This is a genomic window from Allomuricauda sp. TY007 (genome assembly GCF_010468565.1).
Taxonomy (GTDB): Bacteria; Bacteroidota; Bacteroidia; order Flavobacteriales; family Flavobacteriaceae; genus Flagellimonas.
The window spans coordinates 183,971-200,182 of the sequence record NZ_WUEG01000006.1 but is presented as its reverse complement, the minus strand read 5'-3'; the positions used below and the strand labels follow the sequence as shown (position 1 = coordinate 200,182).

Here is a 16,212-nt window from a genome sequence, read left to right as displayed (position 1 = left end):
AGATAAGCCCCGTCACACAATTATGGTTGCCATTTTTAAGCGCATAACATTTTTAAGGTTATTTTTGCCAAAAAATTATTTTGGCTAGAATTTTGGCTTTGGATTTTGGAAAGGTGAGAACGGGGATAGCAGTTACCGATGAACTTCAGTTAATTGCGTCCGGGTTGACAACCATCGAGACTAAAGAATTGTTGGCCTTTTTGGAAGAATACACCCAAAAGGAACCTATAGAGCGTTTTGTGGTGGGATTGCCCAAGCAAATGGACAATACCGCTTCAGAGTCCGAAGCGCTTATCCAAGAGTTTTTAAAAAAGCTAAAAGCCAAGTTTCCTTCGATTCCCGTGGAGCGTCAAGATGAGCGGTTTACCTCCAAAATGGCGTTTCAGTCCATGTTGGACAGCGGAATGAAAAAGAAGAAGCGAAGGGACAAGGCCCTAGTCGATGAAATAAGTGCCACGCTCATATTGCAGGCCTATTTAAACAGATTTTGATTTATGATTTTACCCATAGTAGCTTACGGAGACCCCGTTTTGCGAAAAAAGGCAAAGGATATCACATCCGAATATCCAAAACTGGATGAATTGATAACAAACATGTGGGAGACCATGTACAATGCCCATGGCGTTGGTTTGGCCGCCCCTCAAGTAGGACTTCCCATACGTATGTTCATGGTGGATACTACACCTTTTGCGGACGATGACGAATTGACCGAAGCCGAAAAAAAACAGCTCGATGGATTCAAAAAAGTCTTCATCAATGCCACGATTGAAGAGGAAAACGGCAAAGAGTGGGACTTTAACGAAGGTTGTTTGAGCATTCCCGATATCCGTGAAGATGTAAAACGCAAGCCCGAAATCACCATTACCTATTTGGATGAAGGTTTTAATGAGCATACAGAAACCTTTGATGGTCTTTTGGCTCGGGTAATTCAGCACGAATACGACCATATCGAGGGTGTTTTGTTCACCGATAAGCTATCAACCCTGAAGAAGCGACTTTTAAAAAGCCGATTGGAAAAGATTTCCAAAGGGAAAATCAATGTGGATTACCGAATGAGGTTTCCCAATATCAAAAAAGGACGTTAAAAAAATCGCTGTTTGCGATAAAAACATATTTTTGCGCCCATAAATTATTATTTGAATGGCATTAGAGAAGATTTTATCTATTGGAGGTAAACCAGGACTTTACAAATTATTAACCCAAACCCGAGGTGGCTTTGTTGGCGAATCCCTTTTGGATGGCAAACGTGTAACCGTTGGTTTAAGAAGCAATGTAAGCGTGCTGTCCGAAATAGCCATTTATACCTTGGAAGAAGAAGTTCCTTTAAAGGAAGTTTTCCAGAAAATCAAGGAAAAAGAGGGAGGCAAAAAAACTTCAATCAGTCACAAAGCTGAAAAAATTGAATTGGAAGAGTATTTCTTCGAAGTACTACCCAATTACGATGAGGACCGCGTGTATGCTAGCGACATCAAGAAAATCATACAGTGGTACAACATCCTTCTCGACAACAATATCACTGATTTTGTTGAAGAAGAAAAGGATGCCGAGGAACCTACTGTATCTGCTTCCGAAGAAGAGGAAGAATAAACACTATTCTTTTTTCCAGTCCACCAACTTTGTTGGGTAATAGTTGATCTGCATGGATTCCAAATAAGGAACCTGTGCTGCGAGACGTTCTTTGTAGTCGTCCCAATTTAGGTGTTCGCTGGGCGACCATCCCAATTCGGCATATCCAATCAATCTTGGAAACGCCAAATATTCCAATTCGGTTCCATTACTGATGGTTTCGGACCATAACGGAGCTTCAATGCCGAGAATGTTTTCTTTGGCAAGCCCTTTGGCATAGGTTTCTGGGTCCCATTGGTACCCCACATCAACAGGGATATAGCCTGCCCAGTGCAATCCATATTCCGAAATGGAATCGTATTTCATGTCCAAATAGGCCTTTTTTGCAGGCGAAATAATGATTTTGGAACCATTTTCGGCAGCCTTCAATGCATTTTCTGGCTCGTTCCACAATTGTACTACCGAGCTTTGGTCGATATCAGCCTGTGCGATTTCATCCCAGCCAATCATTCTTTTGTTGTGCTTTTGGACAATTTTTTCCACTTTTTCCACAAAAAGAATGTAATCGTCCTTTTTGGTCACGTGGCTTTCATCACCCCCAATATGAAAGTATGGGCCAGGCGACATGGATGCAATCTCACCGATTACATCATCCAAAAAACTGTAAACCGTATCTTTTTGTGCATCGAAAGAGCTGTAACCAACTTTCATGTCCGTTCGTACCCGAGGCGTCTCTGCTCCGGCATAGTGTAAAAAAGGATAGCTCAACGATGCCGCATTGGTATGTCCGGGCATGTCAATTTCGGGTACGATAGTAATGTGTCTGTCAGCAGCGTAGCTTACAAGGTCTTTGTATTGTTCTTGAGTGTAAAAGCCACCTTCGCCACCACCAACTTCACTGGCACCACCGACCTCGGTCAGTTTAGGCCAAGATTTGATTTCAATACGCCACCCTTGATCGTCCGATAGGTGCAAGTGCAGGGTGTTGAACTTGTAATACGCCAAGGCATCAATGTATTTTTTGACCTCTTCCACGGTAAAAAAGTGACGGGCCACATCCAACATGGAACTACGGTACCCATATTTTGGTGCATCCTTGATTTTTCCAGAAGGAATTACCCACAACGGATGGTCGGTCAGCGTGTCATTGCTTTTTTCTGGAATAAGTTGGCGAAGTGTCTGCACACCTCTAAAAGCACCTGCTGCGGTTTTGGCATTCAATAAAATCGAATCTTTTTTGATGTAGAGTTGATAGGATTCTGGCGTTTCCAAATCAACACTATCCGATTGGTTAATGTAGATCAATCGCTCCAACTTATCTTCAGATGATGTATTTACCGCAACATCAAGACCAGTTTTGGATTTAATGCTTTCGGATAAAAACCGACCCACTTTCTCAAACTCTGGGTTCGTGGTCGAGGTATAAATTGCGGTGCCCGCATCCAGCCCAAAAGCACTTCCAGTGGGAATGGTTTTAATGGGTTTTGGAATCAACGGAGCACTGGCTAGGTCGGTTTTTGGAAAATTGATTTCCTCTTTTTTGGTTTGGCAAGCTGCCATGCAGATAACTGCAACGAACAGCAAAATTGATCTGTAAATCACGTTTGTTTAGTTTTAGTCTATATAGTTTTTGATTACATCGTACCAGATGTCATACCCTTTGGAGTTCATATGGAGCCCATCTTCAATAAAAATGTCCTGCTTTACCTTTCTTTTGTCGAGCATGGGGTACCAAACATCCACAAAATCGATCCCATCGGTCTTCGATGCCAATCGGTACAGTTTGCGGTTCAATCTTCGGTACCTGCCCCTATATTTCCAACGGGAAATACTCGGTTTGGCAGAAATCAGAACAATTTCCATGTCAGGGTTTCTCTGTTGAAGGATGCCAAGAATATATTCGGCCCTTTGCAATATTTTTCGGGGCCGCTTCTTGGCAAAAATATCGTTGTCGCCTTCATAAATGAAAACTTTTACGGGCTTGTAGTTTAAAATCAACTCATCCAGATATAATTCAAGGTCGGAAAATTGTGAGCCTCCAAAGCCAGTGTTCAGCACTTGGTGCTCCGGAAAGCGATCCTGGACATCGTACCAAAAACGAATACTTGAACTTCCCGTAAAAACAATGGTCGGTCGGGAAGAATCCCATAGGGAATCGTTCTTTTGCTGGATTGCCTTAACTTCATTTTCAAAGGGATTATCGGTTTGCCCAATGGCCATCACAGGAATCATGAGCAACGCAATAATAAGATGTTTCATTCTACTGATTTTGCCTAAAATGAGGTTCAAGATAGTGATATTTTCTCGTAAATGGGCTTTGTTGAAAAATACCAAAATACTTTTCATAAGTAAAGTTTAACGATAGAATCTCAACCAATTGGACTTCGTATTTTTGGACAAAATCCAAAACCATGAACACAAGATCGCAACAGTTGGCCGCCTTTGACCGCCTTTTGACCATTATGGATGAATTGCGCGAACAATGTCCGTGGGACAGAAAACAGACCATGCAGACCCTACGCCATTTGACCATTGAGGAAACCTACGAACTGGGTGACGCCATTCTGGACAACGATTTGGAAGAAGTGAAAAAGGAATTGGGCGATATCTTGTTGCATATTGTTTTCTATGCCAAAATAGGTTCTGAGACCCAAGATTTTGACATTGCCGATGTAGCCAATGGCATTTGTGAGAAACTCATCAACAGACACCCTCATATTTATGGGGATGTGAAGGTGGAGAATGAAGAGGAAGTAAAGCAGAATTGGGAAAACATCAAACTAAAAGAAGGTAAAAAAAGTGTGCTCGAAGGTGTTCCCAATGGTTTGCCATCCTTGGTAAAAGCCAACCGAATCCAAGATAAAGTAGCTGGTGTGGGATTTGATTGGGAACATCCCGAACAGGTTTTTGAGAAATTGAAAGAGGAGTTGGGTGAGCTACAAGAAGAAGTAGAGGCAAATAATGCAGATCAGATGGAATCCGAATTTGGAGATGTCCTTTTCTCCATGGTCAATTATGCTCGGTTTTTAAAAATCAACCCAGAAAATGCATTGGAACGGACCAATAAAAAATTCATCAAGCGGTTTCAATATTTAGAGCAAAAAGCAAAGGAGGCTGGAAAAGCTATGAGCGATATGACCTTGGCCGAAATGGACGTGTATTGGGATGAAGCAAAGAAACTTTGATTAATTCGTCCACAATGTAAGAAGACACGAAAATTGTCGTCAATCTATCTATATTTGCCATCCTTTTTAAATATCCGTTGTGTTTCAAAACTACACCAAAGAGTTTGCCTATAACCTAAAACTGTCCTATCCCGTTATTTTGGGGATGTTGGGGCATACGTTTGTGGCCTTTGCGGACAATATTATGGTGGGACAATTGGGTACGGCCGAACTAGCTGCGGTTTCCCTTGGTAATAGTTTTGTTTTTATTGCGATGTCTCTGGGGATAGGTTTTTCCACGGCAATCACGCCATTAGTGGCCGAAGCGGATGGGGCAAAGGATCAGGCAGCGGGTAAAAGTGCCTTAAAGCACGGTTTGGTACTTTGTACCCTACTGGGTTTGTCACTTTTTGGACTTATTCAAGTTTCCAAACCCTTGATGCACCACATGGAACAGCCACCCGAAGTAGTGGAACTTGCTTTGCCCTATTTGGATTTGGTCGCTTTTTCGTTGGTTCCCTTGATCATATTTCAAGCCTTTAAGCAGTTTTCGGATGGTTTATCACAGACCAAATATCCGATGTATACTACTATTGTGGCCAATGTGGTAAATATCACCCTGAACTATTTACTCATTTTTGGTGCTTTGGGATTTCCTAAGATGGGGATTGTTGGTGCGGCAGTAGGAACTTTGGCATCTCGTGTAATTATGGTGGTCTTTATTTGGTATTTGCTAAAGCGGAAAGAAAAGTTTGCTCCCTATGTAACTCATTTCAATTTTAGAAAGATTGAGAGAAAAGTGATGAACAAAATCATCAGTCTTGGGTTTCCATCCGCTTTGCAGATGTTTTTTGAGGTGGCCATTTTTACAGCGGCCATTTGGTTGAGCGGAGTGCTTGGTAAAAACGCCCAAGCGGCCAATCAGATTGCATTGAACTTGAGCAGTATGACCTTTATGGTGGGTATGGGGCTTGGTGTAGCGGCCATAGTCAGGGTCGGGAACCAGAAAGGGCTTCGGAATTATAAAGAGTTGAAGCGAATCGCGGAATCCGTATTTTTCTTGACGCTTTTGGTGGAAATAGCTTTCGCTGTGATTTTCTTATTGGGGAGACATTGGTTGCCGACTATTTATTTGGATGTGGACGACATTACGAACCAAGCCGATAACACCGAAGTAATCATTATTGCTGCGAAACTACTTTTGGTCGCCGCCTTTTTTCAGATTTCTGATGGGCTCCAAGTAGTGGTTTTGGGAGCGTTGCGTGGTTTGCAAGATGTGAAGATACCTACGCTGATCACTTTTATCGCCTATTGGTTGATTGGTTTTCCGATCAGTTACTACTTGGGACTGCACACAAGTCTCGAGAGTTCGGGAATTTGGATTGGATTGTTGTCAGGGCTTACCGCATCGGCCGTAATGTTGTATCTTCGATTCAACTTTTTGACCAAGAAATATATAAACCAATAAAATAGAATGAAAAGTTCAATTTTTACCCTTTTAATTTTAACCTCATTATCAGTATTTTCTCAAAATTCTGAATATAAAGTTTCTTCATACCTTACAGAAGGTACTAAAGCTCCAAACACCCATTACATAGGAGAAGCCTGGCTAAATCCTATTATTCACGATGACGCAGAGCTAGGTTATAATATCACAAAAGCAACATTTAAAGCCAATTCCACCTTGGATTGGCACAAACATAGTTCTGCCCAAGTTCTTATAATTGTAGATGGAGAGGCATATTATCAAGAAAGAGGTAAAGAACCTATGATACTAAAAGCAGGCGATGTTATTAAATGTGAAAAAAATATTGAGCATTGGCATTCCTCAACAAAATTTAGTGATGTAACCTACTTGGCTTTGTACAATGGTGAACAGCCTACAACGTGGACCGAAGTACTGACACAAGAATATTATGATGAGGTAGCGAAAAAGCTAAAAACTCACAGATAAAAACAATTGAATTAAGAAGATTCCAAATTTTGAAATCTAACTATTTGATAAATGGAACTACCTAAATTTTTATTGGCCGACAATACGGATCATCCCGAGGCCATTTTTATCGTCCACACCGAATATCCCAGATTCATCATCAATCTGGAAAATGATGAGGTGGAATGGATGGAAGAATTCTCCAAACAAGACGAAGCTGATTTAATGGAAGAAGCAGAAAATCTGATTGAGGCCGCCACGGCTTTTTATGACCGCGAAGTCTCCAGATACGGCGATTGATGATCGAACAATTACTGCAATACGATAAAGAGCTGTTTTTGTTCCTCAACGGACTGGGAACCGAAACTTGGGATGGCTTCTGGATGTTCATGACAACGACCAGAAATTCCGCACCACTTTATCTGCTATTACTTTATTTATCTTATCGAACCTTTGGTTGGAAGGGAACAGGAATTATTTTGGTGTCCATCGCTTTGTTGATTACCTGCACCGATCAGTTGTCCAATTTTTTCAAGTATGGCATAGGTCGTTTGCGACCCTGCCACGAACCCGAAGTGAGCAGTGCAATGCGCTTGGTAAAAAGTTACTGCGGCGGACAATTTGGATATTTTTCAGCCCACGCGGCCAACTCTTTTGGCCCAGCTATTTTCTTTACCGTTATGTTTAAGAACAAGGTGAAGTATATTGCTTGGATATTGATACTTTGGGCATGCATTGTAGCCTATAGCCGAATTTATATCGGTGTGCATTATCCATTGGATGTGCTTACAGGTGCTTTGGTAGGTTCGCTTTTCGGTTGGTTGTGGGCCAAGTTGGCTATATTTGCTTTCCAAAAAACAGGGGTATGATTTCTACCGCCAGATACTGGTTTTATATTGCGCTGATCGTTTTGGTGTATATCATTGGGATGTTCGTGACCCTGTTCGAGAACGATTCCGCGCAATTTGCCGTAATGGCGATGCGCATGGTGCAGGAAAATGATTTTTTAAACCTTTTTAAAGGTCCCGAAGAGTATCTGGACAAACCGCATATGCATTACTGGTTGGCCGCACTTTCCTATAAAATTTTCGGTATACACGATTGGGCCTACCGTATTCCAGGTATTTTATCGACTTTATTGGGCGCATACAGTTGCTACGGACTAGGAAAATTACTGTACAACAAAGATGTAGGTCGTTTTGCTTCATTGATTTTTATGACGGCCCAAACCATGGTCTTGGCCAACATCGATGTCCGTACCGATGCTGTGCTGACAGGATTCACCATTTTTTCCATCTGGCAATTGGCGACCTATATTGAAAAGGGAACACTAAAAAGTATCGCCTTAGGTGCTTTTGGGGCGGGAATGGCTTTTTCTACCAAAGGTCAGATTGCCCTAGTGGTGATTGGAATCTCGATACTTTGCCACTTGATATATACCCGAAAGTGGCGGCAATTGCTCAATTGGAAAGTTTTGGTGGCGATTTTGGTCTTTGGTCTAACGATTGCACCAATGTTGTACGCCTATTACCATCAGTTTGATTTACATCCCGAAAAAGTAATCCGAGGAAAAGATAACCGAAGTGGTATCTTCTTTATTTTTTGGGAACAGAGCTTTGAACGTATGAGCGGAGAGGGGATAGGGAAGAACAGTAGCGACTTTTTCTTTTTCTTCCATACTTTTTTATGGGTGTTCCTGCCGTGGACCGTGCTCGCTTTATTGGGGTATTGGATGAAGGTCAAGGCCTTTTGGAAAGCTAAGTTTGCATACAGGCCCAACATGGAGTTTTTAACCGTCGGTGGAATATCCATTTTGTTCCTGCTCATCAGTTTTGCCCAGTTTAAGCTGCCGCACTATATGAACATTTTGATACCATTGTATGCGGTCCTGTCGGCAGCATTCTTGTATGTGTTGCATCAACAGCAAAAATTGAAGATGGCCAAAATTATCTTGGGAATCCAATATTTTATATTGGGGTTGGTGGTGGTTTTTGCGCTATTGGTAAGCTTTTATGTCTTCAAATTAGAGCATTGGTACAGCTATTTGTTATTGTTGATGGCTCTTGGATTAGCAGCCTATTTCATCTTAAAAAAGGAAACCACATACACAAAAATTGTTACCGTCGCCATTTTTAGTTCGGTGCTGTTAAATGGTTTGATGAATGCCCATTTTTATCCCAAACTGCTCGAATACCAAGGAGGCTCAACAATGGCGGAAAAGGTGAAAGTGGAAAACATACCCGTAGATGATATTTATAAAATATCCGAAAGACATACCTGGGCTTTGGATTTTTACAATAGGAAACCCGTACAAATAACTTCGATACCCGAAATAGCCAAAAAGAAGGATGTTTGGGTCTATGCTACCGATAAAGAATTGGAACAATTGCAGAAGAATGGGATTGCTTGGGATAAGCAATTTACGGTAGACCAATTCCGAATTACCCGTCTACAAATCAAATTTTTAAATCCGAACACCCGCGAAGATAAATTGAACAAGATGCATTTGGTACATTTGGATTAATCCACCGATTCCAATTTTGGCTTTTTAAAGTGATAAATCACGCCAAATAACGAAGTCAGTGCCGTAATCAAAAAGAAAGTGAAGCTAATCCCAATGGACGTGCTTGCATCCAACCCCAACCACTCGGCACCATATAAAAAAGTGACTTCGCGGCTTCCAATTCCTCCAATGGTCAATGGAATTACGGAGACAATCGAAGAAACCAGAAATACAAACAGGTATTCAATGGTGTCCAGGCTAACCGATAAAGACTTCAAAATACAAAGGATACTCACTAACTGGGATAACTGTACCAAAGCTGAAAACCCAAAGGCTTCCCAAAAAACAGGGAGAATGTAGTTGAAAAATGTTTTATTCACGAACCAAAATACAACAATGCTCAAAGGAATGGCAACTACAAACAACCAGTAAAAGCTTTGGAAAAACTCATTTTCGGACAAAAGTGCTAACGTACAGGCATAAATAAAAAGCAGTAACATTCCACTTAGTCGGTCCAAGAGTATACTCGAAACTACTTTCTTGGTGCCTGGCTGATATGTTTTTTGGATAACGTAGCCTTTGTAGGCATCGCCACCGATACCTCCTGGTAAAAATAAGTTGTAGAACATGCCCAATAGAGACAATTTTAAATTGCTCAATTGGGTAAGTTTGGCACCAATTTGATGAAAATACAAGTTGGTCCTAAATGCGGATAAAACTTTGGACAACACAAAAAATAGCAACGCCATGAATAAATAGAGCGGGTCGCTCTTTTTTAGGGTCTGGAGTACATCCTTCAACTCTATTTTGGTAAAAATAAAGTAGATCAATACTGCGCTAATGATGATTTTTAGGGCAGTGATGCCCTTTTTACGTAGCCTTTCCGTCACCTATGCTGATTTTTTTGATACGATACGGTCTTTTCTGTTGCGATTCGTAGTAGGTGCGAATCAAAAGTTCCATTACAATCCCAATGGTAAACAATTGAATTCCCCCAACAATGAACATCATCCCAAATATGAGTAAAGGACGTGTGCCAATATCCTGTCCAAACCCGAGCTTGACGATCAGTAAATAAATATTGATGAAAACCCCTAAAATAACCAGTAATACACCGAAAATACCGAATAGGTGTATGGGGCGCTGGAAGTATTTCCTGATGAAAAGCAACAGCATCATATCGGCCACTACCTTAAAAACCCGTTCCAAACCGTATTTGGAAACTCCTGCATGCCTTGCATGATGCTTTACGGGAACTTGTTTTATCTGTGCACCTTCCAAATGTGCCAAAAGGGTTATGAACCGGTGCATTTCGCCATATAGATTCAGGCTTTTTGCAATGTCCTTGGTAAAAACTTTTAATGCACAACCGTTGTCTTTAATATCGAGTTTAGTTACCCTGCGTACCAAAAAGTTGGCAATTTTGGATGGTATTTTTTTGACTTGGGAGTCCTTCCTTTTCTGGCGAATCCCAGTGACCAGATCATATTCTTCCGTTATGGCATATTCCAACATACCTGGAATATCGGAGGGGTCGTTTTGGAGGTCACCGTCCATGGTAATGATGTATTCGCCTTGGGCATAATCGATTCCTGCTGCCAAGGCCAAACTTTGGCCGTAGTTCTTTTTCAATTCAATCAGGTGGACTCTTTTATCGTCCATCTCCTTGACCTTAATACGGGTTTTGTCGGTGGAAAAATCATCCACGTAGACAATCTGATAGTTATAACCCTCAAGGCTTTCATTGATTTTTTGGGTCAACAGGACCACATTATCTTCCTCGTTGTACAAAGGAACCACTATGGATAAAAGGGAATCGGTGACGGTGCTCATTCGGTATAAAATCTGTGCAAATTTATTGCTTTTATTTAAAGTTCCTTGGTAATCTTGTCCAATAGGATTTTTGCAGCGTAGAACGGTGATATTTTGTGTTCTTCGATTTCGGTCAACAACTTGGCCTGTGCTGTTTTAAAGGCTTCTTTTTGATGGAAAAATTGTTTGATGTACTCGTCCACAGTCTGAAGGAACCAGTTCTTGTTCTGTTGTTGTCGGTTCTTTTCGAAAAAGCCGTTTTCTTTGGTGTGTTTTACAAATTGCTGCACCATTTCCCAGATGTCTTCAATGCCTGTTTTTTCCATGGCGGAACACTTCATCACTTTAGGTGTCCAACCGTTGGCTTTGGGCGGGTATAGGTGCAATGCTCTTGAAAATTCGGTTACGGCAAGCTTGGCGTGTTCCAAATTGCTTCCGTCTGCTTTGTTGATGGCTATGGCATCGGCCATTTCCATAATGCCCCTTTTTATACCTTGGAGTTCGTCTCCGGCACCTGATAACTTCAGCAGTAAGAAGAAATCCACCATACTGTGCACGGCAATTTCACTTTGGCCAACACCAACCGTTTCCACCAAGATGACATTATAACCAGCGGCTTCGCAGAGGATAATGCTCTCTCTGGTTTTTTGCGCCACCCCGCCCAAGGAGGTGCCCGAAGGGGAGGGGCGTATAAAAGCATTCGGGTCCTTGGCCAAGGTTTCCATTCGGGTTTTGTCACCTAAAATGCTTCCCTTGCTTAGTGAACTGGTCGGGTCTACGGCCAAAACAGCTACTTTGTTGCCCTGGTCGGTCAGGGTTTTGCCCAAAGTTTCTATAAACGAACTTTTACCGACACCGGGAACTCCCGTAATTCCTAAACGAATACTGCTTGTATGTCGGGACAGACACTTTTCAATAACGGCATTGGCCTTTTCAAAATGGTCGGCTTTAGTGCTTTCCAGCAGCGTTATGGCCTTGGCAAGCATAGCTTTGTTGCCTTCAAAAATGCCTTGTGCCAAAGCATCTACAGACAGTTCTTGTTTTCTGAGTGCCTTGATTTTGGAAACCGTGTTCGAGGGTGTTTTGCTTTTGTCTGCCAAGGGTGCTGTTGATCAATTCATCACGAATTTATAAAGATTTTATGGGTTTAGGCCAATCATGATACCAATACGGCTTATCCATTTCACAAAAATTTAATATCTGTTAAGAAGGACTTCCGCTTACAAATTGGTACCTTATTCGTTAAATTATCGGTTACCGCGTAGGTGCTGATTTTTACAAACCTATAAACATTTAAAAGATGAAGACTATTTTTGAGGCCAAGGCCACCAATACAGGAGGAAGAGCTGGACATGTAAAGAGTGAAGATGGCGTTTTGGATTTTGACATAAGCATGCCAAATTCAAAAGGAAAACCGGATCCAAAATCAACCAATCCCGAGGAACTCTTTGCTGCAGCTTACTCCACTTGCTACGCTGGCGCGGTAGAAGCTGTTGCCAAAAGCCACGATGTGGACGACCTTGGTGATTTTAATGTAACTGCTATAGTGGCATTAAATAAGGAGGAGGAAGGTTTTTTCTTGGAAGTAACCTTGGATACGTATTTGCCCACGGTTGATAAGGAAATGGGAGAAACCATCATTAAGGAAGCTCACGAAATGTGCCCTTATAGCAAAGCTACACGCGATAATATTACAGTGCACTTAAATTTGTTAATGGACGAATAAAATCACCTAACTTTTTAATAATGAGCCCCGTTGAAGCCATCATCGGGGCTTTTTTTGTTAAAAGTGAACAAAAAACAAACTAATTTGCAACGTTGCATTTTTTGCATCGTCCTTATTACAGAACAACTAAAAAACCAGACATAGAACCAAGTGTGCTCCATATTGAGCTTGTGGAAAAGTGCAAGGCGAACGACCGTCAGGCGCAAATGAAACTGTATCGTCAATATTGCGATGGTATGTTTTGTGTGGCCATGCGATTTCTTAAAAACTCGGATGATGCAGAGGATGTATTGCAAGAATCGTTTATAAAAGCCTTTCAACGAATAGAACAGTTTAAGGGGGATGTAACGTTCGGGGCTTGGTTAAAGAGAATTGTAGTGAACGGCAGTATCGACTTTTTAAAATCGAAACACCAACGTACGGTGGAGTTGAACGAAAGTTACTTGCAGGTGGCAGAAGAGGATGATTGGTCCGTGGAAGAAGGAATCTCCATTGAACAGGTAAAGGAAGCCATTGAGGAACTGCCCCAAAAATACAAATATGTAGTGCAATTGTTCTTGGTAGAGGGATACGATCATTCGGAAATTGCTGAAATTTTGAACATTACAGAAACAGCATCCAGAACCCGATTGTTAAGAGGAAAAGCACAATTGAAAGAAAAATTAAAAGACTTGGCTTATGGCACGTGACCTTAGAAAATTGTTTGCAAAAGAAAGGGAGCAGAAACGCTTTACCATGAAGGATGGGCATGAAGACCGGTTTTTAGCTAAACTGGAAAAGGAATTGCCCAATAACCCTCCAAAGAAAAAGGTGTTCTCTCTTTGGATGCAGATAGCGGCCTCCGTTGTTGTGGCACTTGGCTTATCCATTTATTATTTCAACAACACCGACCCCATTGATGTGCCAGAAGGGCAAGTAACGGTTGTTGATCGCGATAATTCAAATGGTAGTGGTGAGGGGATGTCGTTGGGCGATTTATCACCGGACTTAAAAAAGATTGAAACCTATTACATTACTAATATCAATTTACAACTATCGGATTTGGATGTTGATCCGGAGAATAAAGAACTTATGGACAGCTATATGGAACGATTGGCCGAGTTGAACAAGGAATACCATAGACTAAATGAAGAGTTGAACGAATTGGGTCCCAATGACCAAACCATAAGCGCACTTATCAAAAACCTACAGTTAAGGTTGCAGTTGTTGCAAAAATTAAAATCAAAGTTGAATCAATTAAAATCATCAAAAAATGAACAGGAATCATCAAATATTGTTTAGCGGATTGCTCCTTGCCTTGGTTGGGTTTACCGGCCATGCGCAGGAGAAATCCAAAACCTACAAGGAAACTTTCAATGTCAATAAGGATACTGAACTTAGCATCAACACCAGTTATGCCGATATTCAATTTGAGACATGGGACAAAGATCAAGTGGAAATTACGGCGGTAATTGAACTAGAAGGAGTGGAGCAAGAGGAAGCCGATTCCTATTTTGAGAAGGACTTGGTCAAGATTATGGGCAATAGCAAAGAAATTGAGGTAAGTACCGAAGGTGCCGGGCCCAATTATGCTTTTGATTTTCAAGGGTTTAATATTGATATCCCCGAGATGCCTTCGGTTGCTGAGATTATTGCGAATGTGGAGATTCCGGAACTCCCTGAGTTCACCATCCCGGAAATAAACGTAATGCCTCGCATGCCACCCATGCCACCCATGCCACCCATGCCACCCATTGAGTTTGATTATGATGCCTACAAAAAGGATGGGGACAAATACATGAAGGAGTGGAAAAAAGAATTCGATAAAACTTTTGACGAAGAATACAAAGCCCGTTTTGAAGAGTGGGGCAAGCGTATGGAGGAGATGGCAGAAGAGCGAGAAGCTAGAAGAGAGGAGATGAGGGCAGAAAGAGATCAACTCCGTGAAGAGCGGGAGGAAATACGGAAAGAAATGCAAGAGCAGATGAAAGAGCAACAGGAAGAGATTCGCGCCCATCAAGCAGAACTTAGGAAGGAGCAGGCAGAGCTTAGAAAACAACTGCGCGAAGAAACAAGAACAATCCACAGCAGCCCCAATGTGTTCTATTTCTCATCAGATGGGGAGCATAAAGAGTACAAGGTAAAAAAACGAATCATTATTAAAATGCCGAAGTACATCAAGGTAAAAATGAATGTACGCCACGGTGAGGTAAAATTAGCGGAAAACGCCAAGAACATCAATGCAAGCTTGTCCTACGCAAGCTTGCTTGCCTCCACCATTGATGGTGCCAATACTGATATTCGAGTGTCCTACTCTCCCGTGGTTGTGCAAAACTGGAATTACGGCAGCCTTAGTACGGATTACTCCGATAAGGTGAATTTAAAAGAGGTAAAGGAACTAAAATTGCATTCGGTATCATCCAATGTGGTGATTGGTAAATTGACCGGCAAGGCGGTGGTTACCAATAATTTTGGCGCATTGGGCATTGATGAGGTTTCCAATAGTTTCGATACGATCAATGTTTCCATGGAAAATGGGGAATTGGACTGTAAACTGCCCGAAACGCCCTATACAATCTCCGTTAGCGAAGCAACATCCGGATTCCAATATCCAAAAACATTACAATTGACATCTACTCGAAAAAATGGTGCCAATATCCATACTGGGTATTATATCAGTAAGAACGATGACAAAACCATCAAGATCAACTCCAAATACAGCGAGGTGGTTCTTAAGAACTGATCTTGTTACAATATGTCCCAAGGAACCACCTCCAACTTACTTCAGGCCATTCTTTCTTCACGGCCACAACCTACCTTCCAATTTTAGTGGGCATCTTCTTTCAGGTAGGACTCAAAATTCTTTTTAAAACGATTCAATCTTGGGATTGATACATTTCTGATATAACTGTTATTTGGATTTCGTTTTTCATAATCTTGATGGTATTCTTCCGCTTTGTAAAACTTTTCAAAAGGTTCTACTTCTGTTACAATAGGGCGATTGCCATAAATATTTTCGGTTTCCAGCTTGTCGATATAGCTTTGAATAATCTTTTTTTCCTTATCGTTTTTATAAAATGCAATGGAACGGTACTGAGCCCCTTTGTCAGGTCCCTGCCTGTTTAGGGTGGTTGGGTCGTGAGAACCAAAAAACACTTGGACCAACTGTGTGAAAGAGATTACTTCTGGGTCATAATATACTTCTACCGCCTCCGCATGTTGGGTTCTACCATAAGAAACCTGCTCGTAGGTCGGGTTTTTCTCAGAACCGCCAGAATACCCTGAATACACTTCCTTGACTCCCTTAACACTTTCGAAAATGGCTTCCACGCACCAGAAACATCCACTGGCAAAATAGGCGGTCTCGTATTTCTGAAGTTGTCCTGAGATCAATTTGGTCTCCAAATGAGGGTCGGATTCTTTTTGGGCAACTTCTTGTTTGCCCGATTTGTTTTTGGGCTGGCAACTTATGGATGCCAATAATAGCAGCATTAAAAATGGAGTTCTCACGATTTTCATTTTAGTTTCT

19 protein-coding genes are annotated in these 16,212 nt (G+C 41.6%); 13 read left to right on the top strand and 6 right to left on the bottom strand.

The annotated features are described in order from the left end of the window. Positions 1–80 precede the first annotated feature (80 nt). Genes ruvX through GO009_RS08800 form a run of 3 tightly spaced genes read left to right on the top strand, consistent with a single transcriptional unit; the run spans position 81 to position 1,587 of the window. Positions 81–491, top strand: coding sequence for a Holliday junction resolvase RuvX (gene ruvX / locus GO009_RS08810; protein ID WP_163625838.1), 411 nt, complete (start codon positions 81–83; stop codon positions 489–491). Positions 492–494: 3 nt separating this feature from the next. After that, positions 495–1,085 (top strand): peptide deformylase, encoded by a 591-nt coding sequence (def, locus tag GO009_RS08805; protein WP_163625837.1) that lies wholly within the window; start codon positions 495–497, stop codon positions 1,083–1,085. A gap of 55 nt (positions 1,086–1,140) precedes the next feature. Continuing rightward, positions 1,141–1,587 (top strand): DUF5606 domain-containing protein, encoded by a 447-nt coding sequence (locus GO009_RS08800; RefSeq protein WP_163625836.1) that lies wholly within the window; start codon positions 1,141–1,143, stop codon positions 1,585–1,587. 3 nt (positions 1,588–1,590) lie between these two features. Here GO009_RS08800 and GO009_RS08795 read toward each other — a convergent pair whose 3' ends face one another. After that, positions 1,591–3,126, bottom strand: coding sequence for a family 20 glycosylhydrolase (locus GO009_RS08795; RefSeq protein WP_203532424.1), 1,536 nt, complete (start codon positions 3,124–3,126; stop codon positions 1,591–1,593). 54 nt (positions 3,127–3,180) lie between these two features. Beyond that, positions 3,181–3,825 carry a GDSL-type esterase/lipase family protein gene (locus GO009_RS08790; protein WP_163625834.1) on the bottom strand — a complete coding sequence of 215 codons (645 nt, stop codon included), beginning with the start codon at positions 3,823–3,825 and terminating at the stop codon, positions 3,181–3,183. Between the two features lie 152 nt (positions 3,826–3,977). Between GO009_RS08790 and mazG the strand changes: the two genes are divergently transcribed. The 6 genes from mazG to GO009_RS08760 all read left to right on the top strand — a co-directional run bounded on the left by mazG (position 3,978) and on the right by GO009_RS08760 (position 9,187). Beyond that, on the top strand, positions 3,978–4,751 hold the full coding sequence (mazG, locus tag GO009_RS08785; RefSeq protein ID WP_163625833.1) for a nucleoside triphosphate pyrophosphohydrolase: 774 nt from the start codon (positions 3,978–3,980) through the stop codon (positions 4,749–4,751). A gap of 79 nt (positions 4,752–4,830) precedes the next feature. Continuing rightward, complete coding sequence (locus tag GO009_RS08780; protein ID WP_163625832.1) at positions 4,831–6,198, top strand: MATE family efflux transporter; 1,368 nt, start codon at positions 4,831–4,833, stop codon at positions 6,196–6,198. A gap of 6 nt (positions 6,199–6,204) precedes the next feature. Next, positions 6,205–6,684, top strand: coding sequence for a cupin domain-containing protein (locus GO009_RS08775; protein ID WP_163625831.1), 480 nt, complete (start codon positions 6,205–6,207; stop codon positions 6,682–6,684). Positions 6,685–6,735: 51 nt separating this feature from the next. Then, on the top strand, positions 6,736–6,963 hold the full coding sequence (locus GO009_RS08770) for a hypothetical protein (RefSeq protein WP_163625830.1): 228 nt from the start codon (positions 6,736–6,738) through the stop codon (positions 6,961–6,963). Beyond that, positions 6,963–7,532: a phosphatase PAP2 family protein gene (locus GO009_RS08765; RefSeq protein WP_163625829.1), complete on the top strand. Its 570-nt coding sequence runs from the start codon at positions 6,963–6,965 to the stop codon at positions 7,530–7,532. Before GO009_RS08770 ends, GO009_RS08765 begins: the two co-directional genes overlap by 1 nt. Next, complete coding sequence (locus tag GO009_RS08760) at positions 7,529–9,187, top strand: glycosyltransferase family 39 protein (protein WP_163625828.1); 1,659 nt, start codon at positions 7,529–7,531, stop codon at positions 9,185–9,187. Before GO009_RS08765 ends, GO009_RS08760 begins: the two co-directional genes overlap by 4 nt. On the opposite strand, the gene GO009_RS08755 is transcribed toward GO009_RS08760, so the two are convergent. From GO009_RS08755 to meaB, 3 genes are read right to left on the bottom strand one after another with little or no spacing between them, the layout of a single operon-like run. Beyond that, positions 9,184–10,056, bottom strand: coding sequence for a lysylphosphatidylglycerol synthase transmembrane domain-containing protein (locus GO009_RS08755; protein WP_163625827.1), 873 nt, complete (start codon positions 10,054–10,056; stop codon positions 9,184–9,186). The two genes, GO009_RS08760 and GO009_RS08755, sit on opposite strands and share 4 nt — an antisense overlap. Beyond that, a complete protein-coding gene (locus tag GO009_RS08750) occupies positions 10,037–10,999 on the bottom strand; it encodes a glycosyltransferase family 2 protein (RefSeq protein ID WP_163625826.1) in 963 nt (320 codons plus the stop codon). The genes GO009_RS08755 and GO009_RS08750 overlap by 20 nt, the downstream gene beginning before the upstream one ends. A gap of 35 nt (positions 11,000–11,034) precedes the next feature. Then, a complete protein-coding gene (gene meaB, locus GO009_RS08745) occupies positions 11,035–12,078 on the bottom strand; it encodes a methylmalonyl Co-A mutase-associated GTPase MeaB (RefSeq protein ID WP_163625825.1) in 1,044 nt (347 codons plus the stop codon). Positions 12,079–12,278: 200 nt separating this feature from the next. Here meaB and GO009_RS08740 point away from each other — a divergent pair, with 200 nt between their 5' ends. From GO009_RS08740 to GO009_RS08725, 4 genes are all read left to right on the top strand, one after another. After that, a complete protein-coding gene (locus GO009_RS08740; RefSeq protein ID WP_163625824.1) occupies positions 12,279–12,704 on the top strand; it encodes an Ohr family peroxiredoxin in 426 nt (141 codons plus the stop codon). 152 nt (positions 12,705–12,856) lie between these two features. Next, entirely contained in the window at positions 12,857–13,393 is a 537-nt protein-coding gene (locus GO009_RS08735) for an RNA polymerase sigma factor (RefSeq protein ID WP_163625823.1), read from the top strand. Further along, positions 13,383–13,985 (top strand): hypothetical protein, encoded by a 603-nt coding sequence (locus GO009_RS08730; RefSeq protein WP_163625822.1) that lies wholly within the window; start codon positions 13,383–13,385, stop codon positions 13,983–13,985. Before GO009_RS08735 ends, GO009_RS08730 begins: the two co-directional genes overlap by 11 nt. Further along, a complete protein-coding gene (locus GO009_RS08725; protein WP_163625821.1) occupies positions 13,957–15,426 on the top strand; it encodes a hypothetical protein in 1,470 nt (489 codons plus the stop codon). The genes GO009_RS08730 and GO009_RS08725 overlap by 29 nt, the downstream gene beginning before the upstream one ends. Positions 15,427–15,509: 83 nt before the next feature. Here the strand turns inward: GO009_RS08725 and msrA are convergent, their stop codons facing one another. Beyond that, a complete protein-coding gene (gene msrA / locus GO009_RS08720; protein ID WP_163625820.1) occupies positions 15,510–16,202 on the bottom strand; it encodes a peptide-methionine (S)-S-oxide reductase MsrA in 693 nt (230 codons plus the stop codon). Positions 16,203–16,212: the final 10 nt, after the last annotated feature.

What these genes read in the sequence shown, in the direction of transcription:
- def (WP_163625837.1), top strand. Translation starts at nt 495, where the DNA reads ATGATTTTACCCATAGTAGCTTACGGAGACCCCGTTTTGCGAAAAAAG.
- GO009_RS08770 (WP_163625830.1), top strand. Translation starts at nt 6,736, where the DNA reads ATGGAACTACCTAAATTTTTATTGGCCGACAATACGGATCATCCCGAG.
- GO009_RS08775 (WP_163625831.1), top strand. Translation starts at nt 6,205, where the DNA reads ATGAAAAGTTCAATTTTTACCCTTTTAATTTTAACCTCATTATCAGTA.
- GO009_RS08795 (WP_203532424.1), bottom strand. Translation starts at nt 3,126, where the DNA reads ATGGCAGCTTGCCAAACCAAAAAAGAGGAAATCAATTTTCCAAAAACC.
- msrA (WP_163625820.1), bottom strand. Translation starts at nt 16,202, where the DNA reads ATGAAAATCGTGAGAACTCCATTTTTAATGCTGCTATTATTGGCATCC.
- mazG (WP_163625833.1), top strand. Translation starts at nt 3,978, where the DNA reads ATGAACACAAGATCGCAACAGTTGGCCGCCTTTGACCGCCTTTTGACC.
- GO009_RS08730 (WP_163625822.1), top strand. Translation starts at nt 13,383, where the DNA reads ATGGCACGTGACCTTAGAAAATTGTTTGCAAAAGAAAGGGAGCAGAAA.
- GO009_RS08790 (WP_163625834.1), bottom strand. Translation starts at nt 3,825, where the DNA reads ATGAAACATCTTATTATTGCGTTGCTCATGATTCCTGTGATGGCCATT.
- GO009_RS08725 (WP_163625821.1), top strand. Translation starts at nt 13,957, where the DNA reads ATGAACAGGAATCATCAAATATTGTTTAGCGGATTGCTCCTTGCCTTG.
- GO009_RS08800 (WP_163625836.1), top strand. Translation starts at nt 1,141, where the DNA reads ATGGCATTAGAGAAGATTTTATCTATTGGAGGTAAACCAGGACTTTAC.
- GO009_RS08765 (WP_163625829.1), top strand. Translation starts at nt 6,963, where the DNA reads ATGATCGAACAATTACTGCAATACGATAAAGAGCTGTTTTTGTTCCTC.
- GO009_RS08740 (WP_163625824.1), top strand. Translation starts at nt 12,279, where the DNA reads ATGAAGACTATTTTTGAGGCCAAGGCCACCAATACAGGAGGAAGAGCT.
- GO009_RS08760 (WP_163625828.1), top strand. Translation starts at nt 7,529, where the DNA reads ATGATTTCTACCGCCAGATACTGGTTTTATATTGCGCTGATCGTTTTG.
- GO009_RS08750 (WP_163625826.1), bottom strand. Translation starts at nt 10,999, where the DNA reads ATGAGCACCGTCACCGATTCCCTTTTATCCATAGTGGTTCCTTTGTAC.